Source organism: Streptomyces sp. NPDC090025, assembly GCF_044748125.1.
Lineage (GTDB): Bacteria > Actinomycetota > Actinomycetes > Streptomycetales > Streptomycetaceae > Streptomyces.
In genome coordinates this window covers 135,317-156,909 of record NZ_JBIVFL010000009.1, presented here as the reverse complement: position 1 = coordinate 156,909, position 21,593 = coordinate 135,317, and the positions used below count along the sequence as shown (strand labels likewise).

Here is a 21,593-nt window from a genome sequence, read left to right as displayed (position 1 = left end):
GGCGCGCACCCGGTCCTCGCCCTTCCTCGCCTCCAGGAGCATCAGAGTGTCGTCCCCCAGCCCCTCCCCGGTCGTCCGCACGGTCCTCGACCAGTCGCAGCGTGTCCTGCGGACGTACGCCGTCGACCCCGGCCTGATCCCCGAGCACGCCAACAGCGAACGCCGCATCACCCAGGGCGGATACGGCGACCGTCAGCTGTTCGAGCTGGTCCAGAACGCGGCCGACGAGATCGCCGCCGAGCCCGGGGGGACCGTCCACGTCGTCCTGACCGCCTCGCACCTCTACTGCGCGAACGAGGGCACGCCGGTGACCCCCGAGGGCGCCGAGACGATCCTGCGCATGAGCATGTCCCGCAAGCGCGGCGGGCAGATCGGCCGTTTCGGCGTGGGCGTGAAGTCCGTCCTGGTGGTGACCGACACCCCGCAGTTCTTCAGCAGCAGCGGCTCGTTCGGCTTCGACCGGACCTGGGCGGCCGAGCAGATCCGGTCGCTGCCCGAGGTGACCGAGCGGTTGGGCACGACGTTCGAGGCGCCGGTCCTGCGCATGGCCCGCCCGCTCGACATGGCCGGCGAGCGGGCGAAGGACGCCGTGCTCGACGAACTGCTCGGCTGGGCCACCACGGTCGTGCGCCTCCCCCTGATCGACGGCGCCGCCCAGCGGCTCGCCGCGGACATGCACGGCGTCCGGACGACCGGGTCCGCCCGCGAGGAGTTCCCGCTCGGCTTCCAACTGCTCTCCCCCCACGTGGCGAAGGTCGTCCTGGAGGACCGCCGCCCCCGCCCCGTCGTCCGCCGGGTGCTGACCACCGAGCGGAGCGGCGACCTGCACACCGTCGCCGAGGAGCGGACCGGTCGGCCCGCGACCAGCGCGCGCTGGCGGGTCTTCTCGGTCACCCACGAACCCGGGGCGGCGGCCCGCCGCGACGCCGGCGAACTGCACGACCGGCTGACCCTCGACCTCTCCTGGGCGGTGCCGGCGCTGGAGGCGAACCCGGACACCGGGCTGTACACGTCGGGTCCGCGCGGGCGCGGGCGCTTCTGGTCGTTCTTCCCGACGAAGTACGAGATGTCCCTCAGCGGCATCCTCAACGGGGCCTGGAAGACGAACGAGGACCGCCAGAACCTGCTGGACTCCTCCGCGTTCAACGAGGAGATGATCCGGGTCGCCGCCGGACTCGTCGTCGACTCGCTGCCCCGGCTCTCCCCCGCCGAGGACCCGGCCGCCTACCTCCCCCTGCTGCCCGGGCGGGTCAAGGAGTCGATCAGCTGGGCCGACGAGTTCCTCACCCGGGAGATCTGGGCCAGGACCGCCGAGCGCCCCTCCCTCCCCGACCAGGAAGGGACGCTCCGGCGCCCCGCCGAGCTGCGGATCCATCCCCGGTTCGACAAGGAGCCGAAGCGCTACGCACGCTGGCTGCGGATGTGGCACGACTGCCCGGGCCGCCCCGCGGACTGGCTGCACCCCGGCGCCGAGGCCGACTCGCTGCGCGCGGGCAAGGTGGAACACGTCCTCCTCGCCGCCGGTCGCGAACGCACCGACCCCCGCAGGTGGTTGGAGGCCCTGGTGGCGAGCGGGACCGTCGAGGCGTCGGCCACCGCCGTCCGCATCCTCGCCGACATGGTCGAGACCGGATCGCCGTACGCCGAGGAGGCCCGCAAGGCCCGGATCGTGCTCACCGAGGAGCACGGACTCGTCGCCCCCGTCCCCGGCAAGGTCTTCCGCCGGGCGGACGAGGACGGCCTGCGCGAGAGCACCGTCTACGTCGTCGGGGAGATCGCCCAGGACCCCTCGCTCACCCATGCGCTCGACGTCCTGAAGATCCACGAGGCCCATGTCGAGGGCCGGTTCGTGAGCGTGCTCGACCAGGGCTTCGACGGGTACGGGGACGCCGAGTGGGAGCGTTTCTGGGAACTGTTCCGCCGCGCGGGCGGGCGTCGCCTCGCCCACACCGTCCTGGAGAAGGTGCCCGAGCCGCGCAGGACGCTGCGCGTGCGCACCGCCGACGGACGGTTCCGGCCGGTACGGGACTGCATGCTGCCCGGTCGCGTGGTCGACGCCCGGCGCGATCCCGGCGTCGCGGTCGACACGGCGTTCCACTCCGACGACCGCTCCTTCTTCCCCGAACTCGGCCTGCTGGAAGGGCCCTCGGCCGCGGTGCGCCCCGAGGGCGAGGACTGGTTCGAGGAGTACCGGGAGGACGTCCACGCCGCGTACCTCAAGACCCTCGCCGACAACGCGCCCCGCCCCATGCTCGCCAGGGCCAGGTTCGAGGGCTCCGCGATCGGCGGGCCGCTGCACTTCTTCCGGACCCTGTCCGAGGAGTCCCGCGCGGCCTTCCTGAAGGCGCTGCCCGACGACGCCGTGGTGGACAGGTGGACCCTGCAGTTCGGCGCGCAGACCAACACCCGCAAGCCGGTGATGTCGCCGATCCGCTGGATGCTCCACCGGCACGGGACCGTCGCCACCTCTCTGGGGGTCATGCCCCTGTCGATGGCCGTGGGGCCGCAGTTGGCCGCCTACAAGGACGTGCTCCCGGTCGCCGACCTCTCCCCGGAGAAGGCCCGCAAGCTGCGGCTGCCCACCACGGTCGACGAGGTACCGGCCGACCGCTGGCGGGCCCTCCTCGACGAGCTGTCGCGCAGCGAGGACGACGCGTTCGTCGGCACCACGTACGTGATGCTGACCCGGTTCGGAGCCGACTTCCCCGAGGACTCGCTGACCCGCTGCCGCATCGGGGACGCCTGGGGCACCCGTCCCGACGAGGAGATCACCGTCGCCGTCGGGGCCGCCGAGTACCGGGCGCTGCGGTCCGAGCAGCTGCCCGCGCTGCTCGTCACCACCCCCGAGGACGCCGATCTGCTCGTCGAGAGGTGGGGCATGCTCCGCTACGCCGACGTGATCAGCAAGGAGACCCGCGAGCTGCCCGACGGCGACCCGGTGCCGCTCGTCGAACTGTTCCCGGGCCTGCGTCAGCGGCTCGTCGGCGCCGACCGCAACACCCAGGTGCAGCGCTGCCGGGAGCTGGAGGAGGTGACCCGTACCCCCAACGGTGTCAAGCCCCGCCCCCTGGACGCGGTGCGTCAGGGCGGCACGGTGAAGGTCCGGGTGCCGCTGACCCCCGAGGCGATGCTGCTCCTCGTCGACCGGGAGCTCGGACTCGGGCTCGGTGCCGCCGGGTGCCGGGCCGTCCTGGAGCTCCAGGAGCGGATGGCCCGCGACGGCGCGACCCAGGCGGCGCTCAAGGCGGTGCGGGAGGCCCAGGACGTCGTCACCAAGATCGAGCTGCTGATCGGCGCCGAGGCCCTGCGGGCCGGGTTGCCCGACGGTCTCGTGGACGCCGAGCTCCAGGACACCGGCGGCGTCGAGCCCTCCGGGCACCGGATCGCCCGGATGGCCTTCAACGCGCACGGCGACGGGGTGCTCCACCAGCACGCCCGGGACGTGCAGGTGCGCTTCCCCAATGCGCCGGTGGGCTACACGGGTTCGTCGGCCGCCGTCGCGTTCGTCTCGGACCTGAGGCTGCCCGTGGAGTTCGCGGGTTCCCGAACCCCGGCGCCCCCCGCGTACGAGACGGTGGAGGGTCCGAGGAACTTCCCCCGCCTGCACGACTACCAGGAGGACCTGGTCCGCAACATCAGCACGCTGCTCGACCGACTCGCCCCGCAGCGGGCCATGCTGTCGCTGCCCACCGGAGCGGGCAAGACCCGGGTGACCGCCGAGGCCGTGATCCGCTGGGTCAAGCAGGTGGGCGACCTGTCGGGTCCGCTGCTGTGGATCGCACAGACCGAGGAACTGTGCGAACAGGCCGTGCAGAGCTGGAAGTTCGTGTGGAGCAAGGTCGGCGCCGAAAGGCCGCTCACGATCAGCCGACTGTGGGGCACCAACGAGGTGGGCGAGGTCGTGGACCACCCGCACCTCGTGGTCGCGACGGACGCCAAACTGGAGCGCTGCCTGGACACCGACGGCTACGCGTGGCTGCGCGAGGCCACCCTCGTGATCGTCGACGAGGCGCACACCGCCGTGTCCAAGCGCTACACCGCGATCCTGGGGCAGCTCGGTCTCACCCAGTACGAGACGAAGCGGCACCTGCTCGGGCTGACCGCGACCCCGTTCCGCAACACCAACGAGGAGGAGACCCGACGACTGGTCGGACGCTTCGGCAACAGGCGGCTCGACGAGGGCGTGTTCCCGTCCGGCGACCCCTACCGCGATCTCCAGGAGTGGGGGATGCTGGCGCAGGTCGAGCACCGGGTCCTGGAGGGCGGGCGGATCGAGCTGACCGTGGACGAGAAGGCGCAGGCCGAGCGGATGTCGACGCTGGCGCGCGCCGCCGAGCAGCGGCTCGCCGACGACCACGCGCGCAGCCGTCGCATCGTCGACGAGGTGTCGGGCCTGCCCGAGGACTGGCCCACCCTGCTCTTCGCCACCTCGGTCGACCACGCGAAGTACCTGGCGGCCATGCTGAACGACCGCGGGGTGCCGGCCGCCGCCGTGGACTCCACGACCAGCGCGCAGGACCGTCGGCGCCGGATCGAGGACTTTCGTACCGGCCGGATCCGTGTGCTCACCAACTACGGTGTTCTCACCCAGGGGTTCGACGCGCCGGCCACGCGTGTCGTCGTGGTGGCCAGGCCGGTGTACAGCACCAACGTCTACCAGCAGATGATCGGGCGCGGGCTGCGCGGTCCCCGGAACGGGGGCAAGGACACCTGCCTGATCCTGAACGTCGGCGACAACATCGCGAACTTCGACACCCAGCTCGCGTTCAACCAGTTCGAGCACCTCTGGAGCAGCTCGTGACCGACACGTACCTCGACAGCCCGGAGCTCACCGACGAGCAGCGGGCCGTGGTCGAGCAGCCCTGGGACGCGCGCGTCCTGGTCACCGCGGGGGCGGGTGCGGGCAAGACGCACACCCTGGTGCGCCGGCTGGACGCGCTGTGCGGGCACGAGGACCCCGAGGAGGCGCTGGAGGCGGCGGAGATACTCGTCCTCACCTTCTCCCGAGCCGCGGCACGGGAGCTGCGGGAGCGGATCGCACGGCACGGGGACCGGGCCCGGCGGGTGCGGGCGCAGACCTTCGACTCCTGGGCGTACGGGGTGCTGGCCCAGGCCCACCCCGACGTCGCCTGGAACACGGTGGGCTTCGACGCGCGGATCATGGCCGCCGCCGAGGCGATCGAGAAGGGGGCGCTGGAGGCCGGCGACGCCGTACCGCCGTCCCACGTCATGATCGACGAGGTGCAGGACCTGCTGGGCAGCCGCCGCGACCTGGTCGAGACCCTGCTCGACCGCTACCAGGGCAGTTGCGGTTTCACCGCGGTCGGCGACGGCGCCCAGATCGTCTACGGCTTCCAGATCGACGACCCGGCGGAGCGCGCCGACGAGACCGGCCGGTTCTTCGACTGGCTGCGCGGCTCGTACCCCGACGACCTGGTGGAGCTGCACCTCACCCGGAACTTCCGCGCCGTCACGCCCGAGGCGCGTGCGGCGCTCGGCCACGGCCCCCGGCTGCAGCGGATCGAGGGGGAGGCCGCGGCCGCCGGGCTGTACGACGAGCTGCGGGACCTGCTCCTCGTACCCGCCAACGGCCTCGGTGGACTCTCCGACCCGCTCACCCTCGACGGCCTGCGCACCCTCGACGAGACCTGTGCCGTCCTCACTCGGGACAACCTCCAGGCGTCGACGGTGTCGGAGCTCCTGCACGAGCACGGCATCGGGCACCGGCTGCGACGGCCCCTGGAGGACCGACCGGTCCCGTACTGGGTGGCCGAACTGCTGCGCCGCACCGAGGCCAACGCCCTCACCGAGGACCGGTTCCACGCCCTGCTCACGGACATCCCGCTGCCCTTCGAACCGGACACGGCCCTGCTGTGGCAGGTGCTTCGCCGCGCGGCCCGCGGGCCGGGTCGGCAGACGCTGGACCTGGCACGGCTGCGGCGGCTGGTCGCCGACGGCAGGTTCCCCGACGCGGCCGCGGATCCGGAGACCGACCGGATCGTGGTGTCCACCGTGCACCGGGCGAAGGGCCTCGAGTTCGACCGGGTCGTCCTGCCGACCCCGCCGACCGTCGCCGAACTCCGCAAGCGGCACAAGGACGACCTGGACCTGCCGGCCGAGGCGCGTGCCCTGTACGTGGCGATGACCCGCGCCCGCCGGGACCTGTACCACGTGTCCTCCCCCGAGCTCCCGGTCCTGCGGCGCGCCGCGGGGCGCCCCGACGGGCGTCGCTACCTGGGAGGCTGGCGCCCGTACGACAGGTTCGGTGTCGTCGTCGGGACCGGCGACGTCTGCCGCGACCTGCCGCCCGGCCCCGCGGGGGAGGCCGCCGCGACCCAGACGTATCTGCTGGAGCGGGTCTCCCCCGGCCGGCCGGTGGTGCTCCGCAGGCGCCACGACCTGCCGCTCGGGGAGCAGGAGAGCCCCCCGTACGCGGTGACGCACGAGGGACGGGAGATCGGCGAGGCGTCGCAGGTGTTCCGCCGGGCGCTGTTCCAGGTGCAGAAGGTGAGCCGGACCTGGGAACCGTGGTGGCCCGACGAGATCCACGGTGCGCGGATCGACGTCCTGGAGACCGTGACGGGCAGCACCGCCGCCGGTGCCAACGCCGGCCTGGGCGACCGGGGTGTGTGGATCGCCCCGCGGATCAGCGGCCTCGGCCGGTTCCGGCGGGCAGTCGACGAGGAGACGAACGCATGACGCACGGGGAGAACCGGCACGCGGAGCACTACCGGGTGCGGGACGAGGAGCTGTTGGTCGGGCTGCGGCGCGAACTGCTCGGCCCCGCCGAGGAGGCCGAGGAGGCCGACCGGGACGAGGTCCTGACCCAGGACGCCCCGATCGACCGTTACCTCGTCGGCGTCCTCCATCCCAGGTCGAAGGACGCGGAGACGGAGGAGCAACTCGCCGACCAGGACCGGGAGCAGGACGGGACCGACAACGCCCCGGTGCGGTCGCGCAAGGACACCGACGAGTCCGGGACCGCGGACGAGGTCGGCACGGCGGGCGGGCGCCGATCGTCGTCGATGGGCCTCACGTTCGCGGTCGACCCCGACATAAGCGCGGCGATCGTGGTCCAGGCGCGTGCGGCCGTCTACGAGCCGACGGACGCGGAGGGCCGCCCGGTCCCGGCCCGGCGCGCCGAGGCCCGCACCACCTCCGACCAGCAGGAGCACTGGCGGCGCAAGGTGCTCTCCCTGCCCGGACGGACGATCGACGTGACTGCGCCGGACTCAAACCTGCTGATCGACCTCGGTGAAGGCAACGGCGCGGCGCTGCGGGCCAACGTCCGCCGCCCCGCCCGCGACCCCGAGACCGGCAAGGTCACGGTCACGGTCACGATCACCCTGGTCAACACCCGGCGGATCGGCGAGCACGACCTCCGGGACGCGTCCTCCCTCTTCCAGTGCGGCCTCACCGTGCGCGCCGCCAACGGCTCCACCGCCTTCGTCGAGCGGACCGCGCCCGCCGGGGCCCACGACGACGAGGTCGCGACCAGCCGGCTGCTCCATCGCCACGCACCGACCTTCGCCGTCGGCCACGGCTGCGCCGCCGCATGGGACTGGACGCCGCCGCCCATCGGCATGACCGACTCCCGACCGGCGGGCGTCACCGAGATCCGCAGCGCTTTCGTGCCCAGCGTCGAGGTGCTGCTCACCGACTCCAACCCCGACATCGACAGCTCCTCGCTCGCCATGCTCGGACTCGCCGACGGCTCGGACGCGGACGTGCTCACGGCGCTGCGCGCGCTGGCCACCGGCTACGAGCACTGGATCGACCGCAAGGCGGCGGAGGCCCACGCCCTCGCCGGCACTCCGCACGAGGAGGCCGCGGAGGTACAGGTCAGGGCCTGCCGCGAGGCACTGGATCGGATCCGCGAGGGCATCGACCTGCTCGGGGACGAGGACAAGCCCGAGCTGATGCGGGCCTTCCGGCTCGCGAACCGGGCGATGGCCGACCAGCGCGCCCGCAGCGCCTGGGTCAAGGGGGGCCGGATCGGGTCGCCCGACCCCGCCGCCGGGCACTGGCGTCCGTTCCAGATCGCGTTCGTGCTGCTGTGCCTGGCGGGCATCGACGACCCGGAGCACCCCGACCGCGGCGTCGCGGACCTGCTGTGGTTCCCGACCGGTGGTGGCAAGACCGAGGCGTACCTCGGCCTGATCGCGTTCACCTCGTTCCTGCGGCGCATCCGGCGCGGCCCGGACGGCGGCGGCGTCACCGTGCTCATGCGCTACACGCTGCGGCTGCTCACCCTCCAGCAGTTCGAGCGGGCCGCGATCCTGATGTGCGCGATGGAGAGCATGCGCCGTGGTGGTCTCGAACCCGAGCTGGGAAGCGAGGAGTTCTCCCTCGGCATGTGGGTCGGACGTTCCGCCACCCCCAACACCCTCGCCGAGGCCGAGGAGCGGCTCGCCCTGCTCCACAAGGACCTCGACCGGCGCCTGCCCACCGAGAACCCGGTGCAGCTGCACGCCTGCCCGTGGTGCGGCACCCGGCTCGACGCCCTGGCCTACCGGGTGGACCAGGAGGACCGCCGGATGCGGATCCGCTGCCCCGGTCCTGGCTGCGAGTTCGCCGACGGCCTGCCGGTCCATCTGATCGACGAGGCCGTCTACGCGGCCCGCCCCACCCTGGTCATCGCCACCGTCGACAAGTTCGCGTCGATGCCCTGGCGGCCCGCCACCGCGGCGCTGTTCAACCTGGACGACCCGACGGACCGCACGCCGCCGCCCGAGCTCGTCGTCCAGGACGAGCTCCATCTGATCTCGGGCCCGCTGGGGACGATGACCGGCCTCTACGAGACGGCCGTGGACGCCCTCGCGGACCGCCCCAAGGTGATCGCCTCCACGGCGACCATCCGGCGCGCCGCCGACCAGGGCCGCAGCCTCTTCGACCGGGCCGTGCGCCAGTTCCCGCCCGCGGGTCTGGACGCCCGGGACTCGTGGTTCGCGGTGGAGACCCCGCGCGAGTCCAAGGCGAGCAGGCGCTACGTCGGACTGTTCGCCCCCGGCACCAGTCAGTCCACTCTCCTCATCCGTACCTACGCCACGCTGCTGCACCGGGCGAAGCAGGCCACGACCACGGAGGAGGTGCGGGACGCGTACTGGAGTCTGGTCGGCTACTTCAACAGCCTCCGGCTGCTCTCCGCGGCCGAGCTCCAGGTCCACGACGACGTCGTGGCGTATCTGGAACTGCTCGCCGCCCGCGAAGGGGTGGAGGTGCGTTCCTCCGCGAACTACTCGGAGCTGACCAGCCGCGTCGACGCCAGCGACATCCCCACCCGGCTCAAGGGCATCGAGAAGCGATTTCCAGACGAGGACACGGTCGACGTGCTCCTCGCGACCAACATGATCGCGGTCGGCGTCGACGTGGACCGACTCGGTCTGATGGCCGTGATGGGACAGCCGCAGACCACCGCCGAGTACATCCAGGCCACCAGCCGCGTCGGCCGCGCCCACCCCGGCCTGGTCGCCGTCATGCTCAACGCCGCCCGGTCCCGCGACCGTTCGCACTACGAGAGCTTCCAGCACTTCCACTCCGCGCTGTACCGCGAGGTGGAGTCCACGTCCGTCACACCGTTCTCCGCCCGCGCCCGCGAACGCGGCCTGCACGCGGTGATCGTGGCGCTCGCCCGCATCCTCATCCCCGAGGCCCGTGACAACGACGCGGCCGGCCGGATCGAGTCCTACGAGGACCGACTCCGCGACGAGATCAGGGACATCCTGCTCGATCGGGTCCGCAGGGTCGTCCCCGAGAAGGCCGTCGCCAAGGAGGAGAAGGCCGTCGCCCGCGCGTTCGACGAGTTCGTCGACTGGTGGTGCGACGAGGCCGACGTCCACAACCGGCTGCTGTTCGAGCCGAAGCGCGGTGACCGGACCCCCGCGCTGCTCAAGCCGTACGACGACGAGTCCGAGAACGTCGCCCGCGCCACCCTGTGGAGCCTGCGCGACGTCGACGCCGAGTCCGCCCTGTTCATGGAGGCATCCCGATGACCCCGCCGCCGCCCCGCAGGCGCCGTTCCTCCGGCGAGGACCAGGCCCCGGCGCGCAGCCTGCCCCGCCGGGGAGCGGTCCGCCGCGCCCAGGCGATCACCACGTACGGAGTCGGCTCCTTGATCGCCGTCGACCACGAGTCGTTCGTCGTGTCCGGCCTGGACGGCGCCGACACGCAGTGGCGCGCCGACGAGGCCCCCCGGATCCACGAGCGGCGACTCGCCCGCGTCCTCGGCGTGGACTATTTCCGGCTGCCGCCCGCGTCGGACGAGTCCAGCAAGGACGGTGTCCGGGTCCGCCGCTTCCCGATCATGCACGCGTGCCCCGAGTGCGGTGAGTTGCGCCGTCATCGGGACTTCAATCCGCCGCCGGGCAGGAGCGTGTGCGGCTCCTGCGAGACCGAGCTGATCCCGTCCCGTTTCGTCGTCGCCTGCGAGGCCGGTCACCTCGACGAGTTCCCCTACTGGCACTGGCTGCACCGCGCCGCCGGGGCCGGCGCGAGCGGCCCCGGCGGGTGCGGCGGCACCCTCACGTTGGTGACGTCCGGGCGCAGTTCGTCGCTCCGCTCGATCGTCGTCTCCTGCACCTGCGGCGTGCCGGACGTCTCGATGGAGGGATCCTTCCGCCGCCGCGCCCTGAAGGAGCTCGGATTCCGCTGCCGCGGCACCCGCCCCTGGCTCGGCTCCGCCGTCCCCGCCGAGGCATGCGGCCATACGCCCCGCACCCTCCAGCGCGGTTCCTCCGCGGTCTGGCAGCCCGTTCTCAAGTCCGCGCTCTCCATCCCGCCGTGGAGCGACGGCCGGGCCGACCCGCTGGCCGAGCACTGGGCGGAGCTGCGCAAGCTGAACAGCCGCGCGGAGGTCGAGCTGTGCCTCCGCTTCGCGTTCAAGGGCGCGAGCCCCGTGCCGATCGACGAGGTCATGGCCCTCCTCGCGGCCGAGCTCGAGGAGGATCCCGCGGGCGAGGAGGTCGTCGACCCCGACCACCGCTATCAGGCCCTGCGTCACAAGGAGTACGAGCGGCTCCGCGCCGGCAACGACGAGCGGGAGCGCTCCCACGAGGAGCAGTTCGTCTGCGAGTCCCCCGACGGCGACCCGGAGATCCTGGCCCCGCTCGGAGTGACCGGGCCGATGCTGGTCAAGAAGCTCCGGGAGGTCCGCGCGCTCAAGGCGTTCACCCGACTCGCCGACGAGTCCACCGACGCGAGCATGGAGGCCGCGCTCGCCGCCGTGCCGCCGAACTGGCTGCCCGCGATGGAGGTCCGCGGCGAGGGCGTGTTCCTGCGGCTCGACGAGCAGCGGCTCGCCGGCTGGGAGACGGCCGAGGTCGCGGCCCGCGCCGAGCGGATGCGCGCCGCCCACGAGCGACTGCTCCGGGAGCGTGCCGCCGACCCGACCAGGGTGCCGCCGTCCCCCGCCACCCCCCGCATGGTGCTGCTCCACACCTTGGCCCACATCCTCATCGACGAATGGAGCCTCGACGCCGGCTACCCCGCCGCGGCGCTGCGCGAGCGGCTCTACGCCGACAAGGACATGGCCGGGCTGCTGATCTACACGGCGACCAGCGACTCGGCCGGCAGCCTCGGCGGACTCGTCGCGCAGGGCGAACCCGAACATCTGGCCCGTACGCTCCGCGCCGCCGTCCGACGGGCGGAATGGTGCTCGTCCGACCCGCTCTGCGTCGAGGCGGAGGCGTCCGGCACCGGCGGCACCAACCTGGCCGCCTGCCACGCCTGTGTGATGCTCCCCGAGACCAGCTGCGAGCACAACAACATCCTGCTCGACCGGGCACTGCTGGTGGGCACCCCGGAGAATCCGGACCTCGGCTTCTTCTCCCACCTGCTCGGCTGACGCCCCCGACCCGCTCGTTACCCTCGTACCGACAGCCTTCGACACGCACCCGAGGTGACCCCCATGCCCAGCGCCCGCACCCTCTCCCCCGTCATCGCCGCCGCCGGGCTCGTCGGGGGATATGCCGTGGCGCGGTGGACGAAGAAGCGGCCGTTGGGTGGGGTGGTGCTGGCCGTGGCCGGTGGGGTGGCGGCTCGTGGGTGGCAGCAGGCCGTCGGGGGGAAGGGGGCCGCCGGGCTCGGGGCCGTCTATGTCGGGGCCTTCGCCGGGTCGCATCCGCTGGCCAGGAAGATCGGCGCCTGGCCCGCGGTGTTCACCGTCGCCGGGGCCATGGCCGGGACCGCCTGGGCCGTCACCCGCACCGGGGAGTAGGGCCTCCCGGCCCCCGGGCCCCCGGCGGCTCAGCCGCCCAACGCGTGGCTCACCGCATAGATCGCCAGGCCCGCCAACGCGCCCACCACCGTGCCGTTGATGCGGATGAACTGCAGGTCACGGCCGATGTTCGCCTCGATCTTCTTCGAGGTCTGGGTGGCGTCCCAGCCCGCCACCGTGTCCGTGATCAGTGAGGTGATCTCGGAGCGGTAGGTCGTCACCACGTACGCCGCCGCGTCCTCCGCCCAGCCCTCCACCTTCGCCTGGAGCCGTTCGTCCGTCGACAGCCGGGTGCCCAGCGAGATCAGCGAGGCGCGGGCCCGGCGGCGGAGCTGGCTCTGGTCGTCCTCCGCCGCCGCCAGGATCAGGGCGCGGACCGAGGACCAGGCCGAGGCGATGACGTCCTGGACCTCCGGGCGGGCCAGCAGTTCCGACTTCAGGCGCTCCACCCGGGCCCGGGTGTCCGTGTCGCCCTGGAGATCGGCCGCGAAGTCCGACAGGAAGCGGTCGATCGCACCGCGCGCCGGATGGGCCGGCATGTCCCGCATCTCCGTCACGAACCGCAGCAGCTCCTTGTAGACCCGCTCGCCGATCCGCCGGTCCACGAACCGCGGCGTCCAGCCCGGCGCGCCGCCCTCCACCGCCTGCATCACCGAGTCGCCGTGCGTCACCAGCCAGTCGTGCGCCCGCGCGCACACCAGGTCCACCGCCCGGTGATGAGCGCCGTCCGACACCACCCGCTCCAGGGTCTTGCCGATGCCGGGACCGATCTCCACCGACTCGGCCCGCCGGGTGATCGCCTCGCCCACGACCGCCTGCACGTCCGAGTCCCGCAGCACCGTCAGCGCACCGCGCAGCGCCGCCGCCAGCTCCGCCGTGACCCGCTCCGCGTGCGCCGGTTCTGCCAGCCACAGCCCGAGCCGCTTCGCGATCCCGAAGCCGCGCAGCCTGCCCCGTACGACATCGGCGGACAGGAAGTTCTCGCCCACGAAGGAGCCGAGCGAGGCGCCCAACTGGTCCTTCTTCGTCGGGATGATCGCGGTGTGCGGGATCGGCAGCCCCAGCGGGCGCCGGAACAGCGCCGTCACCGCGAACCAGTCCGCGAGCGCGCCGACCATGCCCGCCTCCGCCGCCGCCGCGACATAGCCCGCCCACGCCCCGGCGCCGGACGCCTTCGCCCAGGTGGACAGGGCGAAGACCGCCGCGACGCCGAGCAGCAGGCCCGTCGCCAGGCGCTTCATCCGCCGGACGGCCCGGCTCTTCTCCTCGTCCGCCGCCGTGTACGTGAAGCTGACCATCACCCCACCTCCTTACCTGACTGACTCCCCGGCCGCACCCCGAGTTCCCGCACCCGTGGCAAACCCTGCGACAAACCCCGTAACGAGTCGTACGGACGAGTCGGCCCACTCGCCATGCAGGATGTAGTGCTATGTCCCCTTCTTCCGGAATGTTCTCGGAGACGAACGAGGGTCGCGCCCCGGACGGCCCCGGCGGCCCGGACGACCCGCCCGCCTGGGAACCCCGGGACCCCAGCGTCCCCACCACCCCCACCGGCGCCAACGCCCGCACCGGCAATGGCACCGGCGCCCCGCCACGGCCACCCCGCGGCCGCCTCCACCGCGCCCTGCGCCACCTCGTCGCCGTCGCCGTCCTCGGCACCCTGCTCCTGCTCGCCGCCTTCGCCGCCGGCTACCTCCTCGTCGGCATCCCCGCCGCCAACGCCACCGCCGTCGCCCAGTCCAACCTGCTGCTCTACCGCGACGGCAGCCAGCTCGCCCGCGACGGCGAGGTCGACCGCGAGAACGTCGGACTCTCCCGCGTCCCCCTCGGCGTCCGGCACGCCGTCCTCGCCGCCGAGGACCGCGACTTCCACACCTCGCCCGCCGTCGACCCGCGCGCCATGGTCCGCGCCACCTGGAACACCCTCCGGGGCAAGGGCCGCCAGTCCGGCTCCACCATCACCCAGCAGTACGTCAAGAACTACTACCTCGGCCAGGAACAGACCCTCACCCGCAAGGCCAAGGAGTTCTTCATCGCGCTCAAGCTCGAACGCGAGAAGACCAAGGACGAGATCCTGGAGGGCTACCTCAACACCAGCTACTTCGGCCGCAACGCCTACGGCGTCCAGGCCGCCGCCCGCGCCTACTACGGCAAGGACGCCAAGGACCTCGACACCGCCGAAGGCGCGTACCTCGCCGCCCTCCTCAACTCCCCCAACGCCTACGACATCGCCACCCACCCCGAGAACCGCGACCGCGCCCTCGCCCGCTGGGGCTACGTCCTGGACGGCATGGTCACCGAGGGCTGGCTGTCCCGCGCCGCCCGCGCCGCCGCCGTCTTCCCCGCGCCCCGGCCCGCGCACGCCGCCGGCGGCCTCTCCGGCCAGCGCGGCTACCTCGTCCAGGCCGTCGAGCAGTACCTCGTCGAGCACGGCGTCGTCGACGACCGCACCCTCGCCGCCGGCGGCCTGCGGATCACCACCACCCTCGACCCCGCCAAACAGGACGCCCTGGTCAAGGCCGTCGAGGACAACGTCGTCGCCCGGCTCGACCCCGAGCGCAACCCCACCGACCGGTACGTACGCGTCGGTGGCGCCGCCGTCGAACCCGGCAGCGGCAAGGTCCTCGCCCTCTACGGCGGCATCGACTACACCCGCCAGTACGTCAACAACGCCACCCGCCGCGACTACCAGGTCGGCTCCACCTTCAAGCCCTTCGTGCTCGCCGCCGCCCTCCAGCACGGCGCCCGCACCCAGACCGGCGAGAAGATCACCCCCAACACCCGCTACGACGGCGACAACCGCCGCCCGGTGCAGGGCTGGAACGGCCCCCCGTACGACCCCGCCAACGAGGACGACACCGACTACGGCGACATCACCGTCCGCACCGCCACCGGCTCCTCCGTCAACGCCGTCTACGCCCAGATGGCCGTCGACGTCGGGCCCGGCCGGGTCCGCGACACCGCCGTCGCGCTCGGCCTCCCGGCCCGTACCCCCGACCTCACCCCGTCCCCGTCGATCGCCCTCGGCCCGGCCACCGCCAGCGTCCTCGACCTCGCCCAGGCGTACGCCACGCTCGCCGACCACGGCCGGCACGGCCCGTACACCCTCGTCGAGAAGATCACCCGGGACGGCGAGGAACTCGCCCTCCCGGCCGGACCCGCCGACGGCCGCCAGGCCCTCACCCGCGAGGCCGCCGACACCACCACCGCCGTGCTCCGCGCCGTCGTCCACGACGGCACCGGCACCGCCGCCCTCGCCGCCGGCCGCCCCGCCGCGGGCAAGACCGGCACCGCCGAGGATGACAAGGCGGCCTGGTTCGCGGGCTACACCCCCGAACTCGCCACCGTCGTCGCCATGATGGGCCAGGACCCCGACACCGGCCGCCAGCTCCCGCTGTACGGGGCGCTCGGCCTGCCCCGGATCAACGGGGGCGGCGCGCCCGCCGAGATCTGGAGCCAGTTCACCCGCGACGCGCTCGCCGGGACCGCGCCGAAGGACTTCGACCTGCGTCTGATGCCGGGCGCCGAGGAGGACCCGTTCGAACCGCCGCTGCCGGACTACCCGGACGGGACGGTCGAGGGATACGAAGGCCCGGGCGCGCCGGGCGGCGCCCGCAAGCCCCACCGGCCCAAGCGGCAGACGGCCGCGCCCGTACCCGTACCCGTGCCGGTGGTACGGGAAGGGGCGGGCGTACGGGAAGGGGCGCCGGGTCCCGGGGCCGGGGCGGGGCCGGAGGGCTTCCCCGACCCCGGGTCCGTGCCGGTGCCCGCGCCCGTCGCCCCCGTACCGGACGCCGTGCTTCCGCAGCCGGCCTGGCCTAGTGGGCCTAGTGGGCCTAATGGCCCGAGGTCGCCTTGAGGCCCACCACGGCCACGAGCAGCAGCGAGACGAAGAAGATCCGGGCGGCGGTCACCGGCTCACCGAGCACCACCATGCCGAGCACCGCCGCACCGGCCGCGCCGATGCCGACCCAGACGCCGTAGGCGGTACCGATGGGAAGGGTCTTGGCGGCCTGCGAGAGCAGCAGCATCGAGGCGACGATCCCGGCGCCGGTGAAGAGACTGGGCCAGAGGCGGGTGAAACCGTCGGTGTACTTCATGCCGATCGACCAGCCGACCTCGAGCAGACCGGCGATGACGAGAAGGACCCAGGCCATGACGACGAACCTCCGAGAGACGGGAACAACGGGTGCGTCGTCTTGTCCTCGAACCCGGTACGGCGCGTCTCGTCGGGGTGTCACACCAGCCTAGCAAAGAACGCGCGAAGGGCCTGGTGACGGTGGTCACCAGGCCCTTCGCGCGGCTCTCGCCCCCGCTGGGGCTACAGGTAGAGGCCGGTCGAATCGGTCGTGCCCTGGAAGCGGTCGGCGGCCACCGCGTGCAGATCGCGCTCGCGCATCAGCACGTACGCCACGCCCCGCACCTCGACCTCGGCGCGGTCCTCGGGGTCGTACAGGACGCGGTCACCGGTCTCGACGGTCCGCACGTTCTGGCCGACCGCGACGACCTCGGCCCAGGAGAGCCGGCGGCCGACGGCCGCGGTCGCCGGGATGAGGATGCCGCCGCCCGAACGCCGTTCCCCCTCGGGAGAGTCGGTCCGGACCAGCACCCGGTCGTGGAGCATCCGGATGGGCAGTTTGTCGTGCGTGTTCTCGCTCACGGTCCGAACCTACCTGCCCGGGCGTGTCGCCCGTACGCCGGACGGGTCATCCCCCGGCCGTCCTTCGTCATCCCTTGCTGTTCCGGCGCGAGGACGCGGCGAGCAGCCCGACCAGCGCGACGGCGACCAGGGCCACCGGGACCACGCGCTCCAGGCGCGGCGCGCCGTCCTCGTGGGTGAAGCGGGCCTTCACGTCCGAGACGACCCGGTTGACGCTCACGAAGGCACGGCCCGCGGTGTGGTCGACCTGGGCGGCGACCTTCGCCTTGGCGTCCCCGATGATCGTCTTCGGGTGCATCCGAATGCCGATCTCGTCGAGCGTGACGGCGAGCTGCTCGCGCCGGCGGACGATGTCCGCCTCGATCTGCGCAGGGGTCCTGGCGTCCGACACCGCGCTGCCTCCGTAGTCGTCTTCCCGGCGTGTTCCGGTCGTAGACGGACAGTCTGTCAGCTTCCCTCCCGCCGGGTTGTCCCCGACCCCCATTAGGCTCTGATCGCGTAAGCGAGATTTCCCGAGGAGAGCCAGCCATGAGCGAGCGACTGCAGCCCGGCGACACCGCCCCCGCCTTCACCCTCCCCGACGCGGACGGCACCGAGGTCTCCCTCGCGGACCACAAGGGCCGCAAGGTCATCGTCTACTTCTACCCGGCCGCGCTGACGCCCGGCTGCACGAAGCAGGCGTGCGACTTCACCGACAACCTGGAGCTCCTGGCGGGCGCGGGCTACGACGTCATCGGCGTGTCCCCGGACAAGCCGGAGAAGCTGGCGAAGTTCCGCGAGCAGGAGCACCTGAAGGTGACGCTGGTGGGCGACCCGGAGAAGAAGGTCCTCGAGGCGTACGGCGCGTTCGGCGAGAAGAAGCTGTACGGCAAGACGGTGACGGGTGTGATCCGGTCGACGGTGATCGTGGACGAGGAGGGCAAGGTCGAGCGCGCCCTCTACAACGTGAAGGCCACCGGCCACGTCGCCAAGATCATCAAGGACCTGAAGATCGAGTCCTGACCCCTGCCCGACCCGGCCCGGCCCGCACGGCTCCCCTGGAGGGAGCGGTGCGGGCCGTTCCGTTTCCCGTCCCGTTCCTGTGCGGGAAAGGCCGTGACGGCCCGGGGTGCGGTTCGTTGATCCGTGCGAGTGGGGAAAGGGGGCTCGATCGATGGGTACGGAGATGGGGCCGGGATCGGGTACGGGGGCGTTCACCCGGGAGCAGCTGGAGGCGGCGGTACGGGGAGCGCGGACGCTGTCGGAGGCTCTGGAGCGCCTGGGCGTGGACCCGCGGAGCGGGACACGGCGATATGTGCGGGACCGGTTGCGCGGGCTGGGGGTGGACGTGTCGCACTTCGAGCGGGAGGGGGTGCGCTGGACCAGGGACGTGCTGGTGGCCGCGGTGGCCGTGTCCGGCAGCGTGAGCGAGGTGGTGCACCGGCTCGGTCTGGACGTCGTGGGAGGCCACCAGGCCCACATCGGCCGCCGGATCAAGGCGTACGGCATCGACACCTCGCACTTCACCTCGGCGCCCCGCACCGGGCCCGACGGGCGCGGCGGCCCGGGCACCCGGCGCAGGGTGGCCGCGGACGTGCTCGTGGCGGATCGGTCCCCGGACGCGCGCCGGGTCCCGGGCCGGCGGCTGAAGAGGGCGCTGATGGAGCTCGGTGTCGAGGAGCGGTGCGCGATGTGCGGGTGCGGGGCCGTATGGCTCGGCGATCCGCTGCCGCTGGAGGTCGACCACATCGACGGCGACTGGCGCGACAACCGGGCCGAGAATCTGAGACTCCTCTGCCCCAACTGCCACTCGACGACCGACACCTACCGCGGCCGCGGGAAGGGGCGGTCCCGCTCCGGGGCAGGGGGAGACCGATGACGGCGAACGGGCTCCGCCACACCCGCGAGCGGCTCGCGGCAGCCGCGGCGCGATGCGCCGACATCGACGAGGTCATCACGTACCTCGGCACCGATCGGTATGCCGCCCTCCCCCGCTATCTCCTGCGGCGGTTCGCCGACTTCGGCATCGACGTCTCACATTTCCCGGCCACCGGCAGACGGCCCCGGCCGAGCGGTGACGAGCTGCGCGAAGCGGTCCTCGCCGCGCGCTCCCTCCGGGAGGTCCTGCACCGTCTCGGCCGGGCGGACAACGGGGCGCAGCGTGCGAACCTGCGGCGCTGGCTCGTCGATGACGGCCTGTCGACCGCGCACTTCCTGGGTCAGTCGCACCAGCGGGGCAGACCGAGCCCGAACGCCAAACGCCCCGACGAGGTGCTGGTCCGGCACGACCGGCGTACCCGGACGGCCACCGAGCGGCTGCGCCGCGCGCTCGGCGCCGTCGGGGTCCCCGAGGTGTGCGCGCGGTGCGGCACCGGTCCGGTGTGGCGCGGACTGCCGCTGACGCTGGAGGTCGACCACATCAACGGGGACTGGCGGGACGACCGCCGCGAGAACCTGCGGCTGCTGTGCCCGAACTGCCATGCGGCCACGGCCACCTGGTGCCGGGGAGGCGGAAGCAGCCGTCCGGACGGCCGGTAGGGTGTGGGCGTTGGGCCCGTACCCCAGCTGGCCAGAGGGCGCCGGTTTAGGTCCGGTGTGTCGTGGGTTCGAGTCCCACCGGGCCCACGCTCAGGGCGCGGCACGGACGCGGCGGATCAGGAATGCCGCTCACGAGTGCCGCGCCCTCACGCGTTCCCCGGCCCTCGGTCCTCGGCCGTTGCTCCGGGCCGAGCCGGACTCCGGGCCGTGCCCGCCGTCAGCCCAACAGCTCCCGCACCACCGGCACCAGCGCCCTGAACGCCTTCCCCCGGTGGCTGATCGCGTTCTTCTCCGCCGGGCTCAGTTCCGCGCAGGTCACGTCGAGGCCGTCCGGCTGGAGGATCGGGTCGTAGCCGAAGCCGTTGGTGCCGGTGGGGGTGGGGCGGAGGGTGCCCCGGAGGCGGCCCTCGACGACGCGTTCCGTGCCGTCGGGGAGGGCGAGGGCGGCGGCGCAGGCGAAGTGGGCCGCGCGGTGGGGGGCGGAGATGTCGCCGAGCTGGGCCAGGAGGAGGTCCAGGTTGGCCTTGTCGTCGCCGTGGGTGCCGGACCAGCGGGCGGAGAAGATGCCGGGGGCGCCGCCGAGGACGTCGACGCAGAGGCCCGAGTCGTCGGCGACGGCCGGGAGGCCGGTGGCGCGGGCGAGGGCGTGGGCCTTGAGGAGGGCGTTCTCCGCGAAGGTGACGCCGGTTTCCTTGACGTCGGGGATCTCGGGGTACGCGTCCGCGCCGACGAGTTCGAGGGCGAGGCCCGCGTCGGCGAGGATCGCGTGGAGTTCGGTGATCTTGCCCGCGTTGCGGGTGGCGAGGATCAGACGGGTCATGGATGGATTATCCCGGGACCCGTCCGACCCTGATCCGCCGGACACCCCCTAGCCGGGGGTGCAGACCTTGCCGACCTCGGTCGCCGCGTCCGTGATCGGCTTGATGTCCGGGGTGGTGTCGCCGTTCTTGACGGCGGTACGGACGGAGTCGACGCCCTTCGTCAGGTCGTCGACCGCCTTGGACAGGTCGCCGTTGCCCGTGGACTTCTTGAGGTTGCCCAGCTCGGTGTCGATGCTGTTGAGCGCTTCCTCGATCTGCGTCGGGTCGTTGGAGGCGCTGCTCACCGCCTGGCTGAGCTTGTCCACGGAGGTGGCGATCGCGTCGGCGGTCTTGATGCAGTCCGCCGCCTTGTCGATCGCGCCGCAGCCGACGAGTGCGGTGAGTGCGGCCGCGCCTGCGGCGGCGAGGGCGATGGAGCGGCGGCGCTTCAAGATGGGGTCCCCCCGAGGGTGGTGGCGTCTGCTTCTGCGTCTGCTTCTGCGTATGGACGGGGCGCACGGTTTGACCCGTGCGCCCGTACCGTAAAAGACGCGCAAAGTCGCCGAACAGTTCCGCGACCGCCGGGACCGGCCTCGTCGGACCGGTCTCAGAGGGTGCCGTCGAGGGCCTTCCGCTGGATCTCGGCGAGTTCGGCGCAGCCGCCGGAGGCGAGGTCGAGCAGCGCGTTGAGCTCCTTGCGGTCGAAGGGCTCGGCCTCGGCGGTGCCCTGGACCTCGACGAAGCGGCCGTCGCCGGTGCAGACGACGTTCATGTCGGTGTCGGCGCGGACGTCCTCCTCGTAGCAGAGGTCGAGCAGCGGGACGCCGTCGACGATGCCGACGGAGACGGCGGCGACGGTGCCGGTGAGCGGCTTGCGGCCGGCCTTGACGAGCTTCTTGCCCTGGGCCCAGGCGACGGCGTCGGCGAGGGCGACGTACGCGCCGGTGATGGCGGCGGTGCGGGTGCCGCCGTCGGCCTGCAGGACGTCGCAGTCGAGGACGATGGTGTTCTCGCCGAGCGCCTTGTAGTCGATGACGGCGCGCAGCGAGCGGCCGATGAGGCGGGAGATCTCGTGGGTGCGGCCGCCGATCTTGCCGCGGACGGACTCGCGGTCGCCGCGGGTGTTGGTGGCGCGGGGCAGCATGGAGTACTCGCCGGTGACCCAGCCTTCGCCGCTGCCCTTGCGCCAGCGCGGCACGCCTTCGGTGACGGAGGCGGTGCAGAAGACCTTGGTGTCGCCGAAGGAGATGAGGACGGATCCTTCGGCGTGCTTGCTCCATCCGCGTTCGATGGTGACGGGGCGGAGCTGTTCGGGGGTACGGCCGTCGATACGAGACATGGGTCGAGCGTAGCCGTACGGGAAAGGGCCCGTTCCCCGGTGTGAACCGTGGGGACGGGCCCT

The 21,593-nt window shown here is 72.7% G+C and carries 16 protein-coding genes, 1 tRNA gene and 1 riboswitch; of the genes, 10 read left to right on the top strand and 7 right to left on the bottom strand.

Annotated elements, in window-relative coordinates; all coding sequences use genetic code 11:
- The first annotated feature begins 46 nt into the window (after positions 1-46).
- From ACIPXM_RS21500 to ACIPXM_RS21480, 5 genes are all read left to right on the top strand, one after another.
- Positions 47-4,801: a DEAD/DEAH box helicase gene (locus ACIPXM_RS21500; protein WP_401657667.1), complete on the top strand. Its 4,755-nt coding sequence runs from the start codon at positions 47-49 to the stop codon at positions 4,799-4,801.
- The gene (locus tag ACIPXM_RS21495; protein WP_401657665.1) at positions 4,798-6,699 is read left to right on the top strand and encodes a UvrD-helicase domain-containing protein; all 1,902 of its coding nucleotides are present in this window, start codon (positions 4,798-4,800) and stop codon (positions 6,697-6,699) included. The genes ACIPXM_RS21500 and ACIPXM_RS21495 overlap by 4 nt, the downstream gene beginning before the upstream one ends.
- The gene (locus ACIPXM_RS21490) at positions 6,696-9,992 is read left to right on the top strand and encodes a helicase-related protein (RefSeq protein ID WP_401657663.1); all 3,297 of its coding nucleotides are present in this window, start codon (positions 6,696-6,698) and stop codon (positions 9,990-9,992) included. Before ACIPXM_RS21495 ends, ACIPXM_RS21490 begins: the two co-directional genes overlap by 4 nt.
- A complete protein-coding gene (gene drmB / locus ACIPXM_RS21485; protein ID WP_401657661.1) occupies positions 9,989-11,842 on the top strand; it encodes a DrmB family protein in 1,854 nt (617 codons plus the stop codon). Before ACIPXM_RS21490 ends, drmB begins: the two co-directional genes overlap by 4 nt.
- 63 nt (positions 11,843-11,905) lie before the next feature.
- Positions 11,906-12,214 (top strand): hypothetical protein, encoded by a 309-nt coding sequence (locus tag ACIPXM_RS21480; RefSeq protein WP_401657659.1) that lies wholly within the window; start codon positions 11,906-11,908, stop codon positions 12,212-12,214.
- Positions 12,215-12,243: 29 nt separating this feature from the next.
- On the opposite strand, the gene ACIPXM_RS21475 is transcribed toward ACIPXM_RS21480, so the two are convergent.
- The gene (locus ACIPXM_RS21475; protein WP_401657657.1) at positions 12,244-13,512 is read right to left on the bottom strand and encodes a DUF445 domain-containing protein; all 1,269 of its coding nucleotides are present in this window, start codon (positions 13,510-13,512) and stop codon (positions 12,244-12,246) included.
- Positions 13,513-13,643: 131 nt separating this feature from the next.
- Here ACIPXM_RS21475 and ACIPXM_RS21470 point away from each other — a divergent pair, with 131 nt between their 5' ends.
- Positions 13,644-16,073, top strand: a complete 2,430-nt coding sequence (locus tag ACIPXM_RS21470; RefSeq protein ID WP_401657655.1) for a transglycosylase domain-containing protein — start codon at positions 13,644-13,646, stop codon at positions 16,071-16,073.
- On the opposite strand, the gene ACIPXM_RS21465 is transcribed toward ACIPXM_RS21470, so the two are convergent.
- The 3 genes from ACIPXM_RS21465 to ACIPXM_RS21455 all read right to left on the bottom strand — a co-directional run bounded on the left by ACIPXM_RS21465 (position 16,051) and on the right by ACIPXM_RS21455 (position 17,265).
- Complete coding sequence (locus tag ACIPXM_RS21465; RefSeq protein ID WP_401657653.1) at positions 16,051-16,371, bottom strand: DMT family transporter; 321 nt, start codon at positions 16,369-16,371, stop codon at positions 16,051-16,053. The two genes, ACIPXM_RS21470 and ACIPXM_RS21465, sit on opposite strands and share 23 nt — an antisense overlap.
- A gap of 31 nt (positions 16,372-16,402) precedes the next feature.
- Positions 16,403-16,462, bottom strand: a riboswitch (guanidine-III (ykkC-III) riboswitch).
- 73 nt (positions 16,463-16,535) lie between these two features.
- Complete coding sequence (locus ACIPXM_RS21460) at positions 16,536-16,874, bottom strand: GroES family chaperonin (protein ID WP_401657651.1); 339 nt, start codon at positions 16,872-16,874, stop codon at positions 16,536-16,538.
- Positions 16,875-16,941: 67 nt separating this feature from the next.
- A complete protein-coding gene (locus ACIPXM_RS21455; protein WP_401657649.1) occupies positions 16,942-17,265 on the bottom strand; it encodes a DUF3618 domain-containing protein in 324 nt (107 codons plus the stop codon).
- Positions 17,266-17,402: 137 nt separating this feature from the next.
- On the opposite strand from ACIPXM_RS21455, the gene bcp reads away from it, so the two are divergent.
- From bcp to ACIPXM_RS21435, 4 genes are all read left to right on the top strand, one after another.
- Positions 17,403-17,876 (top strand): thioredoxin-dependent thiol peroxidase, encoded by a 474-nt coding sequence (gene bcp / locus ACIPXM_RS21450; RefSeq protein ID WP_401657647.1) that lies wholly within the window; start codon positions 17,403-17,405, stop codon positions 17,874-17,876.
- A gap of 151 nt (positions 17,877-18,027) precedes the next feature.
- Positions 18,028-18,732: an HNH endonuclease signature motif containing protein gene (locus tag ACIPXM_RS21445; RefSeq protein ID WP_401657645.1), complete on the top strand. Its 705-nt coding sequence runs from the start codon at positions 18,028-18,030 to the stop codon at positions 18,730-18,732.
- On the top strand, positions 18,729-19,391 hold the full coding sequence (locus ACIPXM_RS21440; RefSeq protein WP_401657643.1) for an HNH endonuclease signature motif containing protein: 663 nt from the start codon (positions 18,729-18,731) through the stop codon (positions 19,389-19,391). Before ACIPXM_RS21445 ends, ACIPXM_RS21440 begins: the two co-directional genes overlap by 4 nt.
- A 12-nt stretch (positions 19,392-19,403) precedes the next feature.
- Positions 19,404-19,478 (top strand) — tRNA-Leu (locus tag ACIPXM_RS21435).
- A 130-nt stretch (positions 19,479-19,608) separates the two neighbouring features.
- Here ACIPXM_RS21435 and rdgB read toward each other — a convergent pair.
- The 3 genes from rdgB to rph form a co-directional block, all read right to left on the bottom strand.
- Positions 19,609-20,211, bottom strand: a complete 603-nt coding sequence (gene rdgB / locus ACIPXM_RS21430) for an RdgB/HAM1 family non-canonical purine NTP pyrophosphatase (protein WP_401657641.1) — start codon at positions 20,209-20,211, stop codon at positions 19,609-19,611.
- A 48-nt stretch (positions 20,212-20,259) separates the two neighbouring features.
- On the bottom strand, positions 20,260-20,646 hold the full coding sequence (locus tag ACIPXM_RS21425) for a hypothetical protein (protein ID WP_401657944.1): 387 nt from the start codon (positions 20,644-20,646) through the stop codon (positions 20,260-20,262).
- A gap of 152 nt (positions 20,647-20,798) precedes the next feature.
- Complete coding sequence (gene rph / locus ACIPXM_RS21420) at positions 20,799-21,530, bottom strand: ribonuclease PH (RefSeq protein WP_401657639.1); 732 nt, start codon at positions 21,528-21,530, stop codon at positions 20,799-20,801.
- Positions 21,531-21,593 lie beyond the last annotated feature (63 nt).

Bases quoted from the DNA above. Each gene is read 5' to 3' on its own strand.
- ACIPXM_RS21490 (WP_401657663.1), top strand. From the start codon at position 6,696: ATGACGCACGGGGAGAACCGGCACGCGGAGCACTACCGGGTGCGGGAC.
- ACIPXM_RS21480 (WP_401657659.1), top strand. From the start codon at position 11,906: ATGCCCAGCGCCCGCACCCTCTCCCCCGTCATCGCCGCCGCCGGGCTC.
- rdgB (WP_401657641.1), bottom strand. From the start codon at position 20,211: ATGACCCGTCTGATCCTCGCCACCCGCAACGCGGGCAAGATCACCGAA.
- ACIPXM_RS21470 (WP_401657655.1), top strand. From the start codon at position 13,644: ATGTCCCCTTCTTCCGGAATGTTCTCGGAGACGAACGAGGGTCGCGCC.
- ACIPXM_RS21445 (WP_401657645.1), top strand. From the start codon at position 18,028: ATGGGTACGGAGATGGGGCCGGGATCGGGTACGGGGGCGTTCACCCGG.
- ACIPXM_RS21465 (WP_401657653.1), bottom strand. From the start codon at position 16,371: ATGGCCTGGGTCCTTCTCGTCATCGCCGGTCTGCTCGAGGTCGGCTGG.
- bcp (WP_401657647.1), top strand. From the start codon at position 17,403: ATGAGCGAGCGACTGCAGCCCGGCGACACCGCCCCCGCCTTCACCCTC.
- rph (WP_401657639.1), bottom strand. From the start codon at position 21,530: ATGTCTCGTATCGACGGCCGTACCCCCGAACAGCTCCGCCCCGTCACC.
- drmB (WP_401657661.1), top strand. From the start codon at position 9,989: ATGACCCCGCCGCCGCCCCGCAGGCGCCGTTCCTCCGGCGAGGACCAG.
- ACIPXM_RS21475 (WP_401657657.1), bottom strand. From the start codon at position 13,512: ATGGTCAGCTTCACGTACACGGCGGCGGACGAGGAGAAGAGCCGGGCC.
- ACIPXM_RS21440 (WP_401657643.1), top strand. From the start codon at position 18,729: ATGACGGCGAACGGGCTCCGCCACACCCGCGAGCGGCTCGCGGCAGCC.